At 52.7% G+C, this 19,802-nt stretch carries 18 protein-coding genes; 8 read left to right on the top strand and 10 right to left on the bottom strand.

Annotation, left to right across the window (positions count from 1 at the left end; translation table 11 throughout):
• Positions 1 to 1,208 (bottom strand): L-serine ammonia-lyase (locus tag ACEW8P_RS07370; protein ID WP_373512448.1); only part of this gene is annotated, 1,208 nt, incomplete at its 3' end.
• Positions 1,209 to 1,307: 99 nt separating this feature from the next.
• Between ACEW8P_RS07370 and ACEW8P_RS07365 the strand changes: the two genes are divergently transcribed.
• Entirely contained in the window at positions 1,308 to 2,033 is a 726-nt protein-coding gene (locus ACEW8P_RS07365) for a DUF1080 domain-containing protein (RefSeq protein ID WP_373512447.1), read from the top strand.
• A gap of 36 nt (positions 2,034 to 2,069) precedes the next feature.
• Here the strand turns inward: ACEW8P_RS07365 and ACEW8P_RS07360 are convergent, their stop codons facing one another.
• Positions 2,070 to 2,294 carry a hypothetical protein gene (locus tag ACEW8P_RS07360; RefSeq protein ID WP_373512446.1) on the bottom strand — a complete coding sequence of 75 codons (225 nt, stop codon included), beginning with the start codon at positions 2,292 to 2,294 and terminating at the stop codon, positions 2,070 to 2,072.
• Between the two features lie 111 nt (positions 2,295 to 2,405).
• Here ACEW8P_RS07360 and ACEW8P_RS07355 point away from each other — a divergent pair, with 111 nt between their 5' ends.
• Positions 2,406 to 3,086, top strand: a complete 681-nt coding sequence (locus ACEW8P_RS07355; protein ID WP_373512445.1) for a phosphonatase-like hydrolase — start codon at positions 2,406 to 2,408, stop codon at positions 3,084 to 3,086.
• A 135-nt stretch (positions 3,087 to 3,221) separates the two neighbouring features.
• Here the strand turns inward: ACEW8P_RS07355 and ACEW8P_RS07350 are convergent, their stop codons facing one another.
• A complete protein-coding gene (locus ACEW8P_RS07350; RefSeq protein WP_373512444.1) occupies positions 3,222 to 3,836 on the bottom strand; it encodes a hypothetical protein in 615 nt (204 codons plus the stop codon).
• Positions 3,837 to 3,848: 12 nt separating this feature from the next.
• Entirely contained in the window at positions 3,849 to 4,343 is a 495-nt protein-coding gene (locus ACEW8P_RS07345) for a sigma-70 family RNA polymerase sigma factor (protein ID WP_373512443.1), read from the bottom strand.
• A 184-nt stretch (positions 4,344 to 4,527) separates the two neighbouring features.
• Between ACEW8P_RS07345 and ACEW8P_RS07340 the strand changes: the two genes are divergently transcribed.
• Complete coding sequence (locus ACEW8P_RS07340) at positions 4,528 to 5,514, top strand: aldo/keto reductase (protein WP_373512442.1); 987 nt, start codon at positions 4,528 to 4,530, stop codon at positions 5,512 to 5,514.
• 27 nt (positions 5,515 to 5,541) lie between these two features.
• Positions 5,542 to 5,964 carry a hypothetical protein gene (locus ACEW8P_RS07335; RefSeq protein WP_373512441.1) on the top strand — a complete coding sequence of 141 codons (423 nt, stop codon included), beginning with the start codon at positions 5,542 to 5,544 and terminating at the stop codon, positions 5,962 to 5,964.
• Positions 5,965 to 6,086: 122 nt separating this feature from the next.
• Here ACEW8P_RS07335 and ACEW8P_RS07330 read toward each other — a convergent pair whose 3' ends face one another.
• The 3 genes from ACEW8P_RS07330 to ACEW8P_RS07320 form a co-directional block, all read right to left on the bottom strand.
• Positions 6,087 to 7,262, bottom strand: coding sequence for an acetyl-CoA C-acyltransferase (locus ACEW8P_RS07330; RefSeq protein WP_373512440.1), 1,176 nt, complete (start codon positions 7,260 to 7,262; stop codon positions 6,087 to 6,089).
• A gap of 242 nt (positions 7,263 to 7,504) precedes the next feature.
• Positions 7,505 to 7,744, bottom strand: a complete 240-nt coding sequence (locus tag ACEW8P_RS07325) for a PspC domain-containing protein (RefSeq protein WP_373512439.1) — start codon at positions 7,742 to 7,744, stop codon at positions 7,505 to 7,507.
• A 162-nt stretch (positions 7,745 to 7,906) separates the two neighbouring features.
• Positions 7,907 to 9,124 (bottom strand): pyridoxal phosphate-dependent aminotransferase, encoded by a 1,218-nt coding sequence (locus ACEW8P_RS07320; protein ID WP_373512438.1) that lies wholly within the window; start codon positions 9,122 to 9,124, stop codon positions 7,907 to 7,909.
• Positions 9,125 to 9,285: 161 nt separating this feature from the next.
• Here ACEW8P_RS07320 and ACEW8P_RS07315 point away from each other — a divergent pair, with 161 nt between their 5' ends.
• Complete coding sequence (locus ACEW8P_RS07315) at positions 9,286 to 11,400, top strand: bi-domain-containing oxidoreductase (RefSeq protein ID WP_373512437.1); 2,115 nt, start codon at positions 9,286 to 9,288, stop codon at positions 11,398 to 11,400.
• Positions 11,401 to 11,473: 73 nt separating this feature from the next.
• Here the strand turns inward: ACEW8P_RS07315 and ACEW8P_RS07310 are convergent, their stop codons facing one another.
• Positions 11,474 to 12,190 (bottom strand): MIP/aquaporin family protein, encoded by a 717-nt coding sequence (locus ACEW8P_RS07310; protein ID WP_373512436.1) that lies wholly within the window; start codon positions 12,188 to 12,190, stop codon positions 11,474 to 11,476.
• A gap of 165 nt (positions 12,191 to 12,355) precedes the next feature.
• Here ACEW8P_RS07310 and purB point away from each other — a divergent pair, with 165 nt between their 5' ends.
• Positions 12,356 to 13,702: an adenylosuccinate lyase gene (gene purB, locus ACEW8P_RS07305; protein WP_373512435.1), complete on the top strand. Its 1,347-nt coding sequence runs from the start codon at positions 12,356 to 12,358 to the stop codon at positions 13,700 to 13,702.
• 9 nt (positions 13,703 to 13,711) lie between these two features.
• Here purB and ACEW8P_RS07300 read toward each other — a convergent pair whose 3' ends face one another.
• A complete protein-coding gene (locus ACEW8P_RS07300) occupies positions 13,712 to 14,143 on the bottom strand; it encodes a nuclear transport factor 2 family protein (RefSeq protein WP_373512434.1) in 432 nt (143 codons plus the stop codon).
• A gap of 183 nt (positions 14,144 to 14,326) precedes the next feature.
• Between ACEW8P_RS07300 and ACEW8P_RS07295 the strand changes: the two genes are divergently transcribed.
• Both ACEW8P_RS07295 and ACEW8P_RS07290 read left to right on the top strand, forming a co-directional pair.
• Positions 14,327 to 15,607, top strand: a complete 1,281-nt coding sequence (locus ACEW8P_RS07295) for a hypothetical protein (protein WP_373512433.1) — start codon at positions 14,327 to 14,329, stop codon at positions 15,605 to 15,607.
• 45 nt (positions 15,608 to 15,652) lie between these two features.
• The gene (locus ACEW8P_RS07290; RefSeq protein WP_373512432.1) at positions 15,653 to 16,954 is read left to right on the top strand and encodes an alpha/beta hydrolase family protein; all 1,302 of its coding nucleotides are present in this window, start codon (positions 15,653 to 15,655) and stop codon (positions 16,952 to 16,954) included.
• Between the two features lie 105 nt (positions 16,955 to 17,059).
• Here the strand turns inward: ACEW8P_RS07290 and ACEW8P_RS07285 are convergent.
• Positions 17,060 to 19,802: choice-of-anchor Q domain-containing protein (locus ACEW8P_RS07285; protein WP_373512431.1), on the bottom strand; the 2,743-nt coding region annotated here is incomplete at its 5' end.

The following is a 19,802-nucleotide window of genomic DNA, read 5'->3' as shown; positions in this document are numbered from 1 at the left end:
AGGTGGTGTTCCATCGCGATTTCGGCGGCCATCAAACATTGCGCCGCCGTGCCACCCGATACTTCCGTCAGGCCCGCCGCAGCCATCGCCGCCGACACGCCGATTTCGGCCTGACAGCCGCCCATTGCCGCCGATAGCGTGGCCCCTTTCTTGAAGATACTGCCGATTTCACCCGCCGTAAGTAAGAATCGAAAAACGTCTTCGTCGGTACCATGGCAGAAAGCCAGAAAGTACTGGATTACCGCCGGAATGACGCCCGCCGAGCCGTTGGTGGGCGCGGTAACCACGCGGCTGAACGAAGCGTTCTGCTCGTTGACCGCCAATGCAAAGCAACTGACCCAGTCCAGCGTGTAGTTGAAGCTGTTGCCGCCCGCCCGTACCAATTCCAGCCACTCGGCGTAGTCGGCGTAATCTTGTCCTTGCAGTAGTTTTTGGTGTAGGTTGGCCGCGCGGCGTTTCACGTTCAGCCCGCCGGGCAGGTAGCCGTCGGTGCGGCAACCCGCGAAGATGCTTTCCTGCATCACCTGCCAGATATTCATCAATTCGGCGCGAACGTCGGCTTCGTCGCGCCAGACTTTTTCGTTTTCCAATATCACCTCCCAAATTGCTTTATCCGTCGTGTGGCACCAACGCATGAGGTCGGCGGCGGTGTCGATGGGGTACGGAAGTTGAGCCATTTCCTGGCTGACGTTTTCCGTAAAATCTTCCTGCGTCACAAAGCCACCGCCGATGGAATAGTATGTTTCGCAGACTTCGTCCGACGTGCCGTTGTTGGCGACGAAGGTCAAGCCGTTGGGATGGAACGGCAGCGACTCGTCGCGGTGGAAAACAATGTCGGTTTTGGGATGAAAAGGAATGGTGGTTTCGTCGGGCAAAGCCAGCAGACCATCGGCCGCGATTTCGGCCAAAATCAGTTCGATGTTAGCCGTGACCATCGTAACGGGGTCGTAACCCGACAGGCCGAGAATCACGGCCAGGTCGGTACCGTGGCCTTTGCCAGTTTTAGCTAATGAGCCGTATAGATGTACCTGCACGGACTGCACGTTCGGCCAGCCGAGCCCATTTTCCAGCGATTGCAGAAATTGCTGCGCTGCCCGCCAGGGCCCCAGCGTGTGGGAGCTCGACGGGCCGATGCCGATCTTGAAAATGTCAAAAACCGAAATGCGCTCTTCTTTCATACCCAAATGTAGTGGGAATTCGATTGTCAAGTATTTTCCGCGTGGTTTGGTCTTAGTAAAAGAAATCCAGAACGGGTCGTTCTAAGGCTCATTCCCTCACATTTCAATGTAAACAGTCATTTCAAAAAAATGAAAAAGACAACCTACTACCTCCTCGCCTTCGGTTTATTCCTGACCCAAGCCTGTTCACAAAGTGATCAGGAAAGTACTACCTCCGACGAAGCGCTTACCGACTCGATGGAAGTCGCAAAAATCACCGACGAAGAAATAAGTGAAGGCTACCAGGTACTTTTCGACGGTACTAACTTAGATGAGTGGGTCGGCAATAAGACCGACTACTTCATCGAAGGCAACGAACTAGTCATCGACCCCACGCGCGGCGGCGAAGGCAACCTCTATACCAAAGACGAATACAGCGACTTCGTGTACCGCTTCGAGTTTCATCTCACGCCGGGGGCCAACAATGGCCTGGGCATCCGCGCCCCGCTGGAAGGCGACGCGGCCTACGCGGGTACCGAAATCCAGATTCTGGACAATGACGCCGACAAGTACAAAGACTTGAAGGAGTACCAGTACCACGGCTCAGCTTACGGCGTGATTCCCGCCGAGCGTGGGCATTTGAAGCCCGTCGGTGAGTGGAATGTCGAAGAGGTTCGCGCAGAAGGCTCCAAAATCACGGTGACGCTCAACGGAACGGTCATACTTGACGGCGACTTGGCCGAGGCCAGCAAGGATGGCACGCTGGATCACAAAGAGCATCCTGGCCTGAGTCGCACGTCGGGTCATATCGGCTTCCTGGGCCACGGCGACGTGTTGCGGTTTCGGAATATCCGGGTACTTGATCTTGCGAAGTAAAGTACCCAGTAGCCAAAGTATTTGTTCTTCTCGCCTCTATTCAAAAATAGATTCAGGTACTTCGCCCACCCACGACTTCGTCTTTTCTGAAAAGCCGAACAAACGCCAGATGACGGCCGACGTATTGGTGTTGTTATCGGGTTCGGCCAGTACCTGACCTTTGCGAATGCCCGGTCCCGTAACGGCCCAGGGGACGGTCATTTCTCCGGGCGTCATGCCGCCGTGGCCTGTGCCTTTTCCCCCGTGGTCAGTGATCAACATGAAGTGGGGCATCGTCGTACAAACCGTCACGTCACAGATGCAAATCAGTCCTCCCTATTGAAGAATATACAAAATCATACACACCAACACACTCAACCAATAAATCGAAACATGAAAAAGATAGAACTGGTAGTTTTTGATATGGCAGGTACCACCGTGAACGAGGACAATGTAGTTTACAAAACCCTGCGAAAAGCTGTCAACGAAGCAGGGTATGAAACTTCCCTGGATTTTGTGCTGGCGCACGGTGCCGGAAAAGAAAAACATCAGGCGATCAAGGATATTATCGCCGAAACGCAGCCAATCAAGCCAATCAATACTACCACGGGCGAAATATTTGAACGCTTTAAGAAGTACCTGGCGGATGCCTACGATAATCTAGATGTCAAGCCCTGCGCGGGCGTCGAGGAGCTATTACCTATTTTAAAAGAAGGAGGTGTCAAGATCGCCCTAAACACAGGTTATAATTCAGAGGTTGCCAATAAACTGCTAAAAAAAATGGGGTGGGAGAAGGGCGTACAGTATGACACTTTGGTCACCGCATCCGATGTGACCAACGGCAGGCCAGCCCCTGACATGATCACGAAAGCCATGAGCGACGTAGGGGTCACTGACGCCGCCAAAGTACTAAAAGCGGGGGATTCTATCATCGACATCGAGGAAGGAAAAAATGCTTCCTGCGGAATCACGGTCGGCGTGACGACGGGAGCGCATACGCGGGAGCAACTTGAATCGGCGAAACCTACCTACGTCGTGGATTCTTTGTCGGAATTGAAGGACATTCTGGTTTAATTTTCGATTTATTCTTTAATCGCTAGGATCACAAAACTGACTGAACGAGAACCAAATATTGTTAGAACAACACCCATAAATGGCCTAACCGTTCCACCCAGCAATTTGATGCATCTGAGACAAAATTTGATAAGGTTAATCTGAATGCGCATTGCCCTCTTTCAATTCGTTCAGAAAACTAAGGGACTCCCGTAATCGCTTGCTTGGAAATTTTTTCAAAAAGAATACCAGAATCAAGGCAATGACTACACTGCCTGATGTAGAATAGATCAGCAAATTACTGAACTGATACAAATCGAAGTTAGCTACGGCTTTTGCTACTACGATCATGAAGGGTGCGTAGAACAAGGGAATCACAATATAAAGCAGGTTGATTTCCAGCGATTCAAGAAACCTTAGCCGGGCCACTTTCAACTGTGTTTGGACGACTGACGTTCCGGTCTGAATCCCATAATACAGGACTAATTGATAGCTGGTGAAAAGGAGACTGAAAAGTGTCAGTACCAACAGCATTAGGCCCGGTATGAAGAACTTTGACTCAGAAAAAGTATCGGACAGGTAGCGGGTGATGAAGGGGAGGAAGATGAAGCTGACCCCCAATTCAAAGTAGGAAGTCCACTTGATTTCGGCCAGGTGCCTCCTAACCTTCCGTATACTTACCTCTTCCACCAGTTTTTGCCTGATTTCAATTTGTTGGCTAAGCTCCTGGTCATTATTGTTCCATAAAGTGCTCAATTCCTGAAAGTCCATTTCTGTGTTTTTTTAAGTTGTGACTAATGATTTTAACTGCTCCCTGATCCGGTACAATTTGGTGGATACGTACGTGGCCGACATGCCCATCACGTCCGCGATTTCGGTATTTTTGCAGCCTTCCAGGCTCAGGATCATGACTCCTTTGTCGAGAGGTTTTAGTTGATCGATGATTCTGAAGAGTTGCTCGAGCCTTTCGTCCTGTACTGCACTGCTCCATTCCAGGATGTCGCGTTCCCTACGGTACTGCTCCTCCCGCCGCCTACGGGATGTTTCCTTTCGCAAAAATGAAATAGAGACATTGAGCGCAATACGGTAAGTCCAGGTTGAAAAGGCGACACTCGCGTCGTAGTTTGGATAGGCCTTCCAAAGTTGCAGGCTGATTTCCTGCACCAGGTCCCGGCGGTCTTCGGGCTCGGAGCAATAGGCACTCGCGACCTTAATGATAAGCCTCTTATAGCCTTCGAGGTAATTTACGAATCGTTCATGTAATTCTAAATCTTCCAATGCTTCGCCTGGTATCGTTTCGAGTACTTGTTTGCCTTATTATTCGCAGCAATCGGCATAATGTCACAGTTTTATCGGTTTTTTTTGAAGAAGGATTAATTTATACCTTTACGAATACCAATAAAAGTGTTTTATATCCCAAGGTGCAGCTACTTCATCGCTTTGAAACTCTATTGCTTACAGAATGAACTACCGAAAACTAGGAAAAACAAATTTTAAAGTATCAGAAATAGCCCTCGGCACCTGGCAGGTCGGCGGAAAATGGGGCGCTGACTTCGACCACAAACTAGCCGAGAGTATCCTTCACGAAGCCATAGACGGCGGCGTCAACCTCATCGACACAGCCGATGTGTATGGCGCAGGTGAGAGTGAAAAAGCCGTGGGAAAATTTGTCAAGAGTCGCTCGGAGCGCATCTACGTAGCTACGAAGTGCGGGCGGCAACTGAGTCCACACAACAACGAAGCTTACCAACCCGCCGCGTTGCGGAAGTTTGTGGAGGGTAGTTTGAAAAATATGGGTTTGGAAACGCTGGATCTCGTGCAACTGCACTGTCCACCCAGGGAAGTGTATTACCGTCCCGAAATCTTCGGACTTTTTGACCGTTTGAAAGAAGAAGGGAAGGTACAGAACCTGGGCATCAGCGTCGAGAAAGTGGAGGATGCGCTGAAAGGCATCGAGTTCGACAACGTGACCACAGTGCAAATTATCTTCAATATGTTCCGGCAGCGGCCTTCCGAGCTATTCTTCGAGCAAGCCAAGAAAAAAGATGTCGGCATCATTGTGCGAGTGCCACTGGCCAGCGGACTCCTCACCGGGAAATTCTCAAGGGAGTCCACTTTCTCCGAAGGTGATCACCGCAACTTTAATCGTCAGGGCGAAAAGTTCGATAAAGGCGAAACCTTCTCCGGCGTGGATTACGAAACGGGGCTTGCGGCGGTCAACGAACTGAAAGCGGCGTTTCCTGGTTACGAAAATCTGGCCCCCATAGCCTTGCGCTGGGTACTAATGTTCGACGCGGTAAGTACCATCATTCCCGGTGCGTCGCGACCCGCACAGGTTGTCTCCAATCTGAAAGCAGCTATACTACCATCACTTACTGACGAGCAATGGAAGGCGGTGGAGGGAATTTATAAAAAATACGTTAAGCCTTCAGTTCACCAGCTTTGGTGAGAAGTTTTTTATCAAAAAAGACACGAAATGAAATTGACCAGACTGCTTGCCCCGACGCTCGTCATAGCTTGCTTCTTGCTCGCCACCGCCTTCCGGCCTGATCAATCCGCTACACAAAAAACAACTGGTAGTTTGGAAATCAAGCTGGACACGACCAAGAAAGGCATCGACCCGGCCACGGGCTTCGTCATTGACGAGGGCATTGACCTAATGCGGGCGCACTGCACGGGTTGCCATTCCAGTACGCTCGTGACGCAGTACCGCGCCAGCCGCGAAGTCTGGCTTGAAAAAATCCGCTGGATGCAGCGTACCCAAAACCTGTGGGACTTAGGCGAAGCCGAGCCCAAAATCCTGGACTATCTGGCTAAGCATTACGCGCCCGTTGACCAATACGAACGCCGACAGCCGCTGAAAAACATGGAATGGTATAAGTTGGGGAAAGGGAAGTAGACGTTCAGTATTCTCCTCACAGAAAAAGGGTCAAGTTCCATCATTGAAACTTGACCCTTTTTCTGTGAACTACTTCTCCGAAGGAACTTTGCTTTGTCACTTTGGAACTTTACCCACGTTTTTTACAACAGTTCATAAATCCCTGCCACGCCTTGTCCGCCGCCAACGCAGGCGGTAACCATGCCGTATTTCTGGTCACGGCGGCGCATTTCGTTAAATAGCTGCACGGAAAGGCGTGCGCCCGTCGAGCCGAGGGCGTGGCCCAGGGCGATGGCACCGCCGTTGGGATTGACGATTTCGGGGTTCATGTCCAGCGTCCGCATTACAGCCAGGGACTGCGCGGCGAAGGCTTCGTTCAACTCGATCTGCTCGATGTCAGACAGTTGCAGCCCTGCTTGCTTCAGTGCTTTGGGGACCGCCGCTACTGGACCAATTCCCATGATGCGCGGGTCGACACCCGCCGTGGAATAAGCCATCATGCGTGCAATGGGTTTCAAGCCCAATTCATTCACCATTTTCTCAGACATTACGATTACGAAGGCCGCACCATCTGAAGTCTGCGAAGAGTTGCCCGCCGTTACCGAGCCGCCCGCCGCGAATACCGGACGAAGCCGTGCCAGGGCCTCGGGCGAAGTATCGGGCCGGGGCCCCTCGTCTTTGTTCACCGTGTACTCCCGCGTTTTTTTCTTGCCCGCTTCGGCATCGAAGTAGGTTTCTTTCACGCTGATCGGGACGATTTCGTCAGCGAAGCGGTTCGCTGCCTGTGCGGCCAGGGCTTTCTGATGCGATTGGTAGGCAAACATGTCCTGATCCTCACGGCTGATTTTATAATCCTGAGCTACCTGCTCGGCGGTGAGACCCATACTGAGGTAGTAGTTAGGGTTGGTGTGAGCGATTTCATAGTTCAAAGCTGTTTTCCAGCCCATCGTCGGCACCATCGACATAGACTCGGTGCCGCCCGCAATGATGCAGTCGGCCATGCCCGCGTTGATTTTTCCGGCGGCCAGCGCAATGGCCTCCACGCCTGAGCCGCAGTAGCGGTTGATAACCATACCCGACACGCTTTCGGGTAGCGACAGCAGCGACACGAATCGTCCCATTTGCATCCCTTGCTCGGCTTCTGGGACAGCGTTACCCACAATCACATCGTCCACCTGCGCGGGATCGAGTTGCGGGATTTGGGCCATGGTGTGTTTGATAACATCCGCGCCCAAGTTGTCGGGACGGGTAAAACGAAATACGCCTTTTGGGGCTTTGCCGACCGCCGAGCGGTAGCCGGCTACGATGTATGCGTTCATATTAAATTATGAATTATGAGATATGAATTATGAGATACGTCAGGCTAGACTCACCGTTGCAGAAAAGGCCTAAACCGACTGCCTTGTCAGGCTGAGCGGACTGGGCTAGTGTACCAGCCGAAGCCCGACAGTCAACAGTATGCAAGCATACTATTTGTAAAAGTAGGAATTTATTTTAAAACAAAAAACCGCCGCCCGATGGTTCGGAACGGCGGTTCGAATTTCTTCTGGAAGCTGCGGGGCTATCCTTGCGGATTTGGGCCAGTCGCGGTTTGGTGAATCCGTAGGGGATTCTTCGGCATGACGATCCAGAGGATGATGTAGAGCAATACTATGTGTGTGGGAATGGGTATAAATGCGGCTAGGACGAAAAGGACACGCATCAAAATAATGTCGATCCCAAAGTAATCGGCCAATCCGGCGGCGACGCCGCCAATGACCCGTTGGTTCATGTTGCGAAATAATCTGTTATTTGAGTTCATGGCTATTGCTTGTTTTTGGTTTTGAATAAAGCAAAGGTACTAGGTTATGCCAGGTAGTTAAATCAGTTATTTACGAACGGCCTTCTAAAAGGAAGAGAGGGCTCCGGCCGGGATCAATCCCGCCCGGAGCCCTCTCTAGAAAACTCCAAATGACATAGGAGACTATTTCAGAGTCTCCACAGCTTTCTTAATTCGCGCCACAGCTTCTTCTAGCTTTTCGTCTGCCGCCGCAGTAGAGATGCGGATGCAGTCCGGCGCGCCGAAGCCCGACCCGGCTACGGTCGAGACGTAAGAATTGTTGAGCAGCCACAGCGAGAAATCGTCCGAATTGTTGATCGTATTTTCTCCGTCAGATTTACCAAAATAGTAGCTCACATCCGGGAAAGCGTAGAAGGCACCTTGTGGTACATTCACTTTGAATCCGGGAATGTCTTTAAGCAGCTTTACCACCAGATCTCGGCGACGTTGGTAGGCTTTTGCCATTTCCATCGTTGGTTCCAGCGTGCCAGTAAAAGCTGCTACGGCGGCCTTTTGCGCGATTGAACAAGTACCGGACGTAACCTGCCCCTGCAATTTCTCGACGCCCTGCGTAATCCATTTCGCGGCACCGATGAAGCCAATGCGCCAGCCAGTCATGGCAAAGCCTTTGGCCACGCCGTTGACGGTAATCACGCGCTCTTTCAAGGCCGGGATAGAGCCCATGCTGAAATTGCCGTTCCCTGTAAAGTTGATGTATTCATAAATTTCATCGGCCAGGACGAACACATCCTCGTGTTTTTCCAGCACGGCCCCGAGTGCCCGTAATTCGGCTTCGGAATAGACGGAACCCGTGGGGTTGTTGGGCGAGGCGTACATGATCACTTTCGTGCGCGGCGTGATAGCCGCTTCCAGTTGCTCAGGTATCACCTTAAAATCGTTCTCGAAGGCACCATCCACTATCACGGCTTTGCCTTCGGCCAGTTTCACCATTTCGGAATAACTCACCCAGTAGGGCGCAAAAATAATAACCTCGTCGCCGGGATTCACCAGCACCTGAATGGCGTTGGCCAGCGAGTGCTTGGCTCCCGTCGAAACCACGATGTTTTCGGGCTGCCAGTCGATATTATTGTCGCGGCGAAGTTTGTCGGCGATGGCTTGGCGCAAATCGGGGAAACCCGCCACGGGCGAGTAGCCGTGGAAGCCGTCGTCGATGGCCTGCTTGCCGGCCTCACAGATGTGAGCGGGAGTTTTGAAATCGGGCTCACCTACGCTCAGGCTAATGACTTTGTGGCCCAGGGCGGCCAATTCACGGGCTTTTTTGGTCATCGCCAGGGTCGAAGATTCTTCGAGGGCGGTGATGCGGTCGGCCAATAACTGCGTTTGCTCGGCTACTGCGGACATATTCTTAATGATGAATGATGAATTATTAATTTCGGCAGTCTGCAATGAATAATCATTGCAGACAACCATTATTCACTTGTTTCTGACAAAACAGTCGCAAATTTAGGGGTTTTTCCGTATAGGAAACAGGGCTTATCCATATAAACCCCGAAATTGCCGACATGAAACAACTCACCCAAAACCTCAAAACCGGAAAAACTACCCTGATAGAAGTACCTGCCCCGCAGCCACGGCCCGGCGCGGTATTGATTCAGACGCGCCGCAGTTTGGTGTCGTTGGGTACCGAGCGGATGCTGGTGGAGTTCGGGAAAGCCAACCTGCTCGATAAAGCCCGGCAGCAGCCTGACAAGGTGAAGATGGTTTTGAACAAAATAAAAACCGATGGGCTGCAAACTACCATGCAGTCGGTTTTCAACAAATTGGAACAGCCCTTGCCGCTGGGGTACTGCAACGCGGGTGTGGTTATAGCTATCGGTACAGGGGTGACTGACTTGCAGATTGGCGACCGCGTGGTTAGCAATGGCCCCCACGCCGAGGTCGTCAGCGTGCCGCGCAATCTGGTGGCCAAAGTACCCGTCAACGTCAGCGATGACGCGGCGGCTTTCACCGTTATCGGGGCCATTGGTTTGCAGGGAATCCGGCTGCTGGACCCTACTATGGGCGAAACCGTGGTAGTTATTGGTCTGGGATTGATCGGCCTGCTGACCGCCGAATTGCTGCGACTCAATGGCTGTCGTGTGGTAGGCGTGGATCTGGACGAAGCCAAATTGGAAATTGCCCGCGCCAAGGGAATCATTACCTGCAACCCCACTCAAGGCGACGACCCGGTAAAATTTGTGACCTACCTTACAGGCGGCGTCGGAGCGGATGGCGTTATCATCACCGCCTCGGCCAAAAACAATGACATTATTTCCCAAGCTGCCCAGATGTCGCGGCAGCGCGGCAAGATCGTGCTCATCGGCGTAGTGGGGCTGAACCTCAGCCGGGCGGAATTTTATGAGAAAGAGCTGACCTTCCAGGTGTCGTGTTCCTACGGGCCGGGCCGCTACGACGACGCTTACGAGCAGAAAGGCCGCGACTACCCGCTGCCCTTCGTCCGCTGGACCGAGAACCGTAATTTCCAAACGATTCTCCAACTACTTGCTGCCGGACTGCTCGATGTGCAACCCTTCATCACCGAAGTAGTGCCGCTGGCGGATTATGGTAAGATATACGGCGAAATTGGTTCGTCGCGGGCCATCGCCTCGCTGCTGGAATACCCGGAGGAGGTGGCCCTGGAAGCGACGATTCGGCACCAAACTACTTCCTTCGCGGGCCGAAAAGGGGTCGTGGGTATCATCGGTGCGGGGAATTTTACCAAAATGACGATGCTGCCTGCTCTGAAAGGTGCTTCCATCAAGTATATCGCCAGCGCCAATGGCCTGTCGGGTACAGCCTTGGCACAAAAACACGGCATTGCTCAAAGTACCACCGACTACCACGAAATCCTGCAAGACGACGAGGTGGATCTTGTATTGATTACGACTCGTCACGGCCAGCACGCCTGGCTGACACTGGAGGCCCTGCAAGCGGGCAAGCATATATTTGTAGAAAAACCACTGGCGATTTTTAAGGAAGAGTTGACTAAGATCGAGGCTTTCTTTACCGAAAACAGTCCCTCCCTGTCGCTGACGGTAGGTTTCAATCGCCGGTTTTCGCCCCACGCCCAGAAGATGAAGGACTTGCTCGGTAGCGCACCGATGAACGTGATCGCGACCATGAACGCAGGCCACATACCGGCTAATTCTTGGGTTCATGACCGCGCCGTGGGTGGTGGACGCATTCTGGGCGAAGCCTGCCATTTTATCGACCTCATCACTTTCCTCACAGGTAGTTTGGTTACGGAGGTGTGCATGAATGGCATGGGTCAAAGTCCCGCCGAAACGACTGATAACGCCAGTATTTTGTTGAGATACGCGAATGGCTCTACGGGCGTAATCAACTATTTTGCCAACGGTAGCAAAGCTTATTCCAAAGAACGCGTGGAGGTCTATTCGCAGGAAAGAACGCTGATACTCGACAACTTTCGCACCCTGAGAGGCTACGGCTTCGGGAATTTTTCCAAAATGAAAATACGGCAGGATAAAGGGCATCGCGCGCAGTTTCGGCAACTGCTGGAATCGGTACAGAGCGGCGGCGAGAGCTTGATTCCACTGGCCGAGATCCTCAATACGACTAAGGCCACGCTGGCGGCGGTGGAGAGTTTGCGGCGGAAAGAATGGATTTCCCTGGGATAGGGCAAGGCAGCCTTTCAGCTACACCTGGTACTTTGCTATCTTCGCCGCTCAGTTGCGATAAATCGCGTCCCTACTAGGAAACCAATCCCAATAATATAGCTGCAATGGCAGCACCAACGAAGGGGCCGACGACGGGAATCCAGCCGTAGGCCCAGTCCGACGGGCCTTTTCCCGCGATGGGCAGAACCGCGTGAGCTACGCGCGGACCGAGGTCACGGGCTGGATTGACCGCGTAGCCCGTTGGCCCGCCCAACGATAGACCGATACTCCAAACCAGCATTCCGACAAGATACGGACCCAGGCCAGGAGGCACATCTTCGGTCTGGCCGATGCCAAATAACCCAACAATGAGGAAAAGCGTGGCTAAAACCTCACTCACGAAATTAGGGCCAGTGGCGCGAATGGCAGGGCCCGTGGCAAAGCAGGCGAGTTTATCGGCGGGATCCTCGGTGGCGGCCCAGTGCGGCATGTAGTGAATCCAAACCAACACCGCGCCCAGAAACGCCCCAATCATCTGTGCTGTGATAAAGGGAAGAACGTTGGAATAATCGCCAGACATGACGGCGTTGCCCAGCGTTACGGCCGGGTTGATGTGCGCCTCGGGACTACCAAAAGCCTGGGCTGTAAAAATTCCTATCAGCACAGCCAATCCCCAGCCCGTGGCGATCACGATCCAGCCGCCACCATTGCCTTTGGTTTGCTTCAATACAACATTGGACACGACGCCGTCGCCGAGTAGCATTAGTACGGCCGTGCCTAATAGTTCACCGAGAAAGGGAGAGGGGTTCATTTGACGGGTAGAGAATAGTGAATTACTATATTCGGGACGGAAAGTACTAGGATCGTTTTAGAATATCCAGGAGAAATGCCAAAACAACATTTAAGTACAATTCAAAAAGGCGCAAAGGACTAATTGCCTTACCTTTGCTTTTTCCAAAATTTCATCCCGCTAACTATGAATCTGAATCAACTGACGGCTATTTCGCCCGTAGATGGCCGCTACCGCAAGCAGGTTACTGAACTTTCCTCCTACTTTTCCGAGTACGCTTTGATCTATTACCGGGTGATGGTGGAAGTGGAATACTTTATCGCACTCTGCGAGCTACCATTGCCCCAATTAAGCGAGATCGATGATAGTTTCTACCCGAAATTGCGGGAGATTTATAAAGATTTCAGTGAAACCGACGCCCTGCACATCAAGGAAATCGAAAAGGTTACGAACCACGACGTAAAGGCGGTAGAGTATTTTCTTAAAGAAAAATTTGAGGTTATCGGCTTAGAGAAGTACCTGGAGTTCATCCACTTTGGACTGACTTCGCAGGATATCAACAATACGGCCATCCCGCTATCGCTCAAAGACGCACTCGAGCGGCAGGTGAAGCCCCTCTTTCGGCAAGTACTTTTTGTGCTAAAGCGAATGAGCATCGAGTGGCGCAACGTGCCGATGCTGGCCTACACGCACGGACAGCCCGCCTCACCGACACGGGTCGGGAAGGAGTTTTTGGTGTTTGTGGAAAGACTGGAGCGACAGTTCGAACTACTGGATCAGGTACCTTATTCGGCTAAATTTGGCGGGGCCACGGGCAACTTCAACGCCCATCATGTGGCTTATCCCAACCTGGACTGGATGCAGTTTGCCAACCACTTTGTGGAGAGCCTGGGCATGAAGCGCAGCCGCCATACCACCCAAATAGAGCATTACGACAACCTGGCTGCCACCTTCGACGGCTTAAAGCGACTAAACACAATTCTGCTCGACCTGAACCGCGATATGTGGACGTATATTTCAATGCACTTTTTCAAGCAAAAAATAAAAGCGGGCGAAATCGGTTCGTCGGCCATGCCGCACAAAGTCAATCCGATCGACTTCGAGAACTCCGAAGGCAATCTCGGCATTGCCAACGCCCTGTTCGAGCATTTTTCGTCCAAACTACCCATCTCGCGCCTCCAGCGTGACCTTACCGACTCCACCGTGCTGCGCAATGTCGGCGTTCCCATCGCGCACCAGGTCATCGCGCTGCACTCGTTGTTGAAGGGCCTGGGCAAACTGGAAATTAATGAACAGGTCATCCGCGCCGAATTGGAAGAAAACTGGGTAGTTGTATCGGAAGCCATCCAAACCATTCTGCGCCGCGAGGGCTACCCAAAACCTTACGAAGCCCTCAAAGAACTCACTCGCACCAACGAAAAGGTTACGCACGACACGATGTCTCGCTTCGTCGAAACCCTCGATGTGTCGGAGGCGGTGCGCGAAGAACTGCGCCGCATCACGCCTTTTAACTACCTGGGTGTGGTGGAATAACTACCCATTCTACATCGTCGGTGTCATCTGTACCGACGCCACTTTCCAGGCACCGCCCTGCCGCACGCACACGCTCGTAAACGCCAGCGTATTTTCAAAGCGGCTGCCCTGAAGGGTTCCCTTTGCTCGCCAGGTACCCGTCACAATGCCGGTATCGCCGTAGTTGCGGGTACTGGTGCCAGCCAGGGTAGCCGCCTCGATATTGATATAGCCTCCGTTCATTCCTTCGGCGAGGGTGCCGCTGTCCACCAGCGAACCGTCGAAACTCACAATGGCGAAGTCAGTAGTTAACAGCGAGCGCAGGGCCGCGCCGTTTTCGTCTAGCAAGGCTTGAAAGAAAGCCTCGGTGCATTCGGTAGCGCTATTGGGCGGAGTAGTTTGCTGCGCGAAAGTAGTGAGTGCAGCGAACGCCAGCAGGCAGGTAAGGAGTACTTTTTTCATGTATTTGCTTGAATTGTGAAAAAATTGAAATATTAGGTATGAAACGCCATTTTCGGTTGGGAAAATGCGTATTCCCTTTTGAACCACAAAAAACCCTCTCCTAAGTTTTTGTAAATTATTATAGCAATTTATCGGGCTTGTTCCTATTTTAGGGGTCAAATTCAGAATGTTACGGCGGTGTGTATGAAAAAGACTCTACAAGTTTTATCGGTATTGTTAGCTCTGAATGCCGCCGAGCGAGCCTCGGCGCAAAGTCCGTGGCGGCTGGGTGTTTCCATCGGCCCCTCGCTTTCTTACAACACGCTACATTCCGACAAGCCGCTGCCCAGCGGTAAGTTCGAAGCCCCCGACCGCTTCGGTGCGTCCTATGACCTCACCCTCGAACGCAGTCTGACGCCTCATTTTTCGTTGCGCATGGGCATTCGTACGGCTAATCTCAAAGTCGGTACCCGCACCAAGTTCATCGCCCGCGATTCCATCACGCGAGCCGTCAACGGCTGGGGGCGCAACGACGGCTACACGCAGTTTTCCCCGGCTAACCTCAATGTCGGATTCACCTATAATTCCAAACTACTCTGGCGGCGGCTCATCCTGACCGCCGGAGCGGATGTGAACTACATCGTCAACCGCTACGACGGTTATGTGCGCGAGAAAGACGACCCCAAGGTGGATGGGAAATGGCCGGGCGATGTCTACCAGTATGAACTCGAAAGCGCCCACACGCGCAACAATGGCCTGGCACTTTCCCTCCGCACAGGCGTGGATTATAAACTTAGTCAGTACAAATCGCTCACCGTGAATGTCCTGTATAGCCAGGGCTTTCGTGACCTTTTCCGCATTTCTACGAAAGAACTAGAACTCAACGGCGTCAACTACCAGGCCGATGTAGTGAGCAAGGGCAGCTACCTTGCTCTGCAGGTAGGCTATAAGCAGAGTCTACAATGGAAGCGGGCGGGCAACTACATGAGTCCGTACAATATGCCCGTGGTGGGCAAGCGGGCGGGCAATCGCCCCGACTTTCAAGCGGGATCTATATTGGCGGGTTTTTCAGGCGTAGGCATTCCCTATCAGTCGGGTGGGACTTTCGCTAATGTGGCGGCTCGGGGTGGTCTTTTTATCTCCGATCGCTTTCTGGTGGGCGCGGTGGGCTTTGGTGCCTACTCTACTATCACGCCCATCGAGTCGCCGCTCACGGGTTGGGCCGTGGGACCAATGGTTCGTTACCACATCAGCACCACAGCTTTCTCGCCCTTCGTGGAAGCCTCTTACCTGATGGGCCAGGAAAGCGGGCAGACCTACCGACGCGGCTGGCAGTTTGTAGCCCTCATGCCCGGTGTCAGCTTCCGTCTGACGCGCCAACTGAAAGCCGACGTAGGGCTATATATGCTGCGGCCTAACTACCCGATTTCAGAGAATGCTGTCATTTCTCTGCCACAGCTGGGGCTGCATTATTCGTGGCGCTGAGAACATAGCCTGCTTTTCACTTTTTCGTACAAACCCCTTGATCTTTTGGTTAATAAAAAAGGCGTAACTACCCGCCGCCAATTCGTAAAAAACTCCGCCGGATTAGCTGCCGCTGTGCCCATCGCGACCCAGGCCGTGCCGCTAGATTTTTTCAGCGGTATTTCTAAAACTACCTTTTCCATGTCCCTGCCCGACTCTACCCAAAGCATCATCGGCCAATACGGCCCCTGGGCCGCCGGGCTGAGGCCCAGTCCGCCTAGGTTGTCCTTACGCACCCATCGCGATAAAAAACTGGATGCCTGGCGTAAGGAAGCCCTCGCCAAAACTACGGAACTGACCGCTAGTCCGCCGATGGGTGCCGTGCCGAAAGTTACGGTGGAGAAAAAGTATGTGTATGACGGGCTGGAAATCGAGGAGCTATCTTGGCAACTACCCTACGGACGACCCACCAAAGCTATTTTCCTGAAACCGGAAGGCTCGACAAAACCGCTGCCCGCCGTGCTGGGTCTGCACGACCACGGCGGCAACAAGTACTTTGGCCACGAAAAAATCACGATCACCAGCGACGGCTCCAATCCTTTGATGACCAAGCACCGGGAGCAATACTACGAAGGTCGGGCCTGGGCCAATGAACTCGCCAAGCGAGGCTTCGCGGTACTGGTACATGATGTGTTTACGTTCGGGAGCCGCCGCGTACATTATGAAGATGTGGGCGAAACCATCACCCGGTATCAGTTCGATACAAAGGGCGCACAGGACGCCGAACTGGATAGGCCCGAGGAAATCGCGGCTTACAACGCCTGGGCGTCCAATCACGAACACGTGATGTCCAAGTCGCTGTTCTGCGCCGGAACTACCTGGCCGGGCGTGAGCGTGGCTGAGGATCAGATGGCCTTTACCATCCTGAGCCAGCGGCCCGGCGTGGACGCCCAGCGGCTGGGATGCATGGGGCTGTCGGGCGGTGGCTTGCGCACTGTGTATCTGGGTGGCATGGATCATCGCGTCAAGTGTGCCGTTCCTGTGGGTTTCATGACCACTTGGGATGACCTGCTGCTCAATAAGGCTTTCACCCACACCTGGATGATCTACACGCCGTTGCTGCCCAACTATCTGGAATTTTCCGAAATTATGGGCCTTCGCGCCCCGCTGCCGACGCTGGTACTGAGCAATCGGCAAGACCAGCTTTTCACGCTGTCCGAGATGCAGAAAAGCGACGAAATCCTGAAAGAGGTTTATGAAATTGCCAAAGCCAGCGACAAGTACCAGACCAGTTTCTACGACGGTCCTCACAAGTTCGACAAGGCCATGCAGGAAGAGGCGTTTGGGTGGTTCGATCGGTGGTTGTAGAAACGCGGTTTTATCGCGTCTCTGTAAGTTTTGGAACCGATTGCAAAGAAAAAGAGAAGCCACAAAGGGCTCCTCTTTTCGAAGACTTTTGTCCCAAAAATTAACCTACCGCACGTTAAGTACCTTCACGGTTTGACTTGTATTGAGCGTATTAGCACGGAGCAAGAGCACACCCGCCGCCTGCTGACCGATTTTCAACGAGTGACTTTCGACCGATTCAGCTTGCTCCACCCGGCGTTCGTCAACCAAGCGACCGTTGAGATCAGTCAATTGGATAGTCAGCGGCTGGCCTTTTGCTCCGCGAACTTCCAGATTTACGATGCCATCGACCACAGGGTTGCCCAAAACAGTCAACCGCAATGCTGAGCCGGGTTCTTCGGCAACGCCCAGTCGAGCAGCGGCGGCGTTGCATACGTTCAACCAGTTGTACTCAAACTGAGCCCGCTCACTCATACCGCTCTGAATGGCAAAAAGAGTAATGCTCGGGTTGTCGATATAGAGACGGATACTATAAGGGCCGGGGGCGTTGGTATCTGCCAGCTCTCCGAATATCGAGAAGTTGATCGGTGAACCATTGCTCCCCTGGTAAGTAGGCGTGAAGGTGAGTTGACGCGCGGTGGGCGAAAGTACCTGACAATTCACGCCACTGACGCCCGTGATAGCAAATTTACCCGTAGTAGGAGGGGGTGGGGGCGGCGTGGTCCCACAAGTGGCCAGCCAATCGTACTCAAAACTGACTCGCTCGCGGTTGCCCTGCTTGGCAAAAAGGGTGATGCTCGGATTGTCGATATAGAGCCGGATACTATACGGGCCGGGGGCCTGAGTGTCCGCCAGTTCTCCGAATATCGAGAAAGTGATCGGCGAACCGTCATTCCCCTGGTAAGTAGGTGTGAATGTGAGTTGCCGCGCGGTGGGCGATAGCTCCTGACAGTTGGCCCCGCTAATGCCCGTGATGGCGAAGTCACCCGTTGAGGGCGGCGGCGGTGGGGGCGGTGTAGTACCACAGGCTGCCAACCAGTCGTACTGAAAGCGGAATTGTTGGCCATTGCCCTGCTTCGCAATCAGCGTAATGACGGGGTTGTCTTTATAAAGACGGAGACTGTATGGGCCGGGTGCCTGAGTGTCGGCCAATTCTCCGAACACCGAAAAAGTGATCGGCGATCCATCGGTATTTTTATAAACGGGCGTAAAGGTCAGTTGCCGTGCGGTGGGCGATATTTCCTGGCAGTTCACGCCACTGACACCCGTAATGGCGAAATCCGACGGATTGCTGAATTCACAGGCTCCCATGTCAATGGTACCGTTGATTATCCGCTGGTTGCCCGCCAGATCGGTGGTAGTAGTGTTGGCCGAGTTGAGGCCCGCGTCAATGGCGGGAGAGCCGGGCCGCAGGCGGGCGTCGGTATCGGAGACGAAGGGTGATTGGTTAACCTGGATGTAGGTAATAGGGCCGATGCCACCGAATCTTGTCACGGATGCATCAAGGACTGTGTATGCAACAGTGGGAACGACGCTATTCAGTCCACCATCATTGAAAGTATTAGCACCACCATTATTCCAGAGTACACAGTTGGTTAGTTGAGGGCTACCTTTCCCAAAGTTATATATAGCTCCTCCCCCATTTTCACTGCTATTATGGGAATCGCTCGCAGAATTTTCCAGGAAAGAGCAGTTCATAAGTTGCGGGACGTTTTCTCCGTATGCTGTTGGTGATCCATTGTTGTACATTGCTCCCCCGCTAAGCGCACCATTCTTTTGAAACAGACAATTCCTCAATTGAGGACTTCCGCTCGAAGAAATAGCTCCGCCACGAAAAGCGTTGTTTTCTGTAAAAGTTGAATTGATGATTTGGCAGTCGTCGCCACCACTCGAATTTGCCAGTGCGCCACCGTTCTGAGAACTGTTTTTGATGAACTGACAATTTTCTATTCGAATGCTTCCGCGGTTTCTGACTCCCCCTCCCCCCGTTGATCTGAATCGGGTCGAGTTGGTACGAAATACACAATTCATTAAGTCCAGACTACCTCCATCTTTATCAATTGCTCCCCCGTTATAAAAACTCTGATTTCCTTCGAACTCGCAATCTTTAATCTCTGTCGAAAGGTCTGTATTAGAGAGGTAAATGGCTCCGCCATCGAAAGAAGAACTTACATTGTACTGGAATTGGCAGTTAGTGATCGACGGCCCACCGCCAATATTATATATAGCCCCGCCAACACTTCCTGTGACATTTCCCCGAAAAGAGCAGTTTGAAATGCGTGGGCTGCTGTTCTTATTATAGATCGCTCCTCCTGCCCCTGTCGAATTGTTAAACAGGAACGAACAGCGATTGATCGCAGGGCTGGACGCTTCATTATACATGGCACTGCCCTCGGACTGCGTTCCGTTGGATCCATAATTATAATCATTTCCTCCCTGCACCGTAAAGCCATCCAGTACAGCTCTAACAGTTAGGGCGTTGTTCACATTAAAAATAATGTGGTTGCTATTATTCACTGCTGTCTCGCTTCCATCTATATCCCCGCTCAACACCGTACCATTACTGGCAGGATCGGTATTACGGTCATTCACGTTCATCTGGCCACTGGTGAAGCCACCGTAAATCGCCACACCTTCCTTCATGACAAAAGAAGCATCGCGGTCGTTGGGGTCGGTAGTGGGTTTGTAAGTACCCTTGGCTACCCAGATTTGATCGCCATCGGTGGCCGCCGCCAGGGCAGATTGTAAGTGCTTGTGGGCGGTGGCCCAGGTGAGTCCGTTGCCGGCGTTGTCGGGTCGATTGGCATCGACATAGCGAACGGTAGCCGAGGCCGGCAGGGCCAGGATGGCCAGCAGGAGAAACAGGTAG

This window comes from Persicitalea sp., assembly GCF_041751555.1.
Taxonomy (GTDB): Bacteria; Bacteroidota; Bacteroidia; order Cytophagales; family Spirosomataceae; genus Persicitalea.
Note: the sequence above shows the minus strand (reverse complement) of the source record. Positions and strands in the feature narration are given on the sequence as shown.

Excerpts from the sequence above, each read along its gene's own strand:
- ACEW8P_RS07300 (WP_373512434.1), bottom strand. The coding sequence starts at position 14,143 with ATGAAAAAAGTACTCCTTACCTGCCTGCTGGCGTTCGCTGCACTCACT.
- ACEW8P_RS07360 (WP_373512446.1), bottom strand. The coding sequence starts at position 2,294 with ATGTTGATCACTGACCACGGGGGAAAAGGCACAGGCCACGGCGGCATG.
- ACEW8P_RS07355 (WP_373512445.1), top strand. The coding sequence starts at position 2,406 with ATGAAAAAGATAGAACTGGTAGTTTTTGATATGGCAGGTACCACCGTG.
- ACEW8P_RS07340 (WP_373512442.1), top strand. The coding sequence starts at position 4,528 with ATGAACTACCGAAAACTAGGAAAAACAAATTTTAAAGTATCAGAAATA.
- ACEW8P_RS07315 (WP_373512437.1), top strand. The coding sequence starts at position 9,286 with ATGAAACAACTCACCCAAAACCTCAAAACCGGAAAAACTACCCTGATA.
- ACEW8P_RS07365 (WP_373512447.1), top strand. The coding sequence starts at position 1,308 with ATGAAAAAGACAACCTACTACCTCCTCGCCTTCGGTTTATTCCTGACC.
- ACEW8P_RS07320 (WP_373512438.1), bottom strand. The coding sequence starts at position 9,124 with ATGTCCGCAGTAGCCGAGCAAACGCAGTTATTGGCCGACCGCATCACC.
- ACEW8P_RS07350 (WP_373512444.1), bottom strand. The coding sequence starts at position 3,836 with ATGGACTTTCAGGAATTGAGCACTTTATGGAACAATAATGACCAGGAG.
- ACEW8P_RS07330 (WP_373512440.1), bottom strand. The coding sequence starts at position 7,262 with ATGAACGCATACATCGTAGCCGGCTACCGCTCGGCGGTCGGCAAAGCC.
- ACEW8P_RS07335 (WP_373512441.1), top strand. The coding sequence starts at position 5,542 with ATGAAATTGACCAGACTGCTTGCCCCGACGCTCGTCATAGCTTGCTTC.
- ACEW8P_RS07310 (WP_373512436.1), bottom strand. The coding sequence starts at position 12,190 with ATGAACCCCTCTCCCTTTCTCGGTGAACTATTAGGCACGGCCGTACTA.
- ACEW8P_RS07325 (WP_373512439.1), bottom strand. The coding sequence starts at position 7,744 with ATGAACTCAAATAACAGATTATTTCGCAACATGAACCAACGGGTCATT.
- purB (WP_373512435.1), top strand. The coding sequence starts at position 12,356 with ATGAATCTGAATCAACTGACGGCTATTTCGCCCGTAGATGGCCGCTAC.
- ACEW8P_RS07295 (WP_373512433.1), top strand. The coding sequence starts at position 14,327 with ATGAAAAAGACTCTACAAGTTTTATCGGTATTGTTAGCTCTGAATGCC.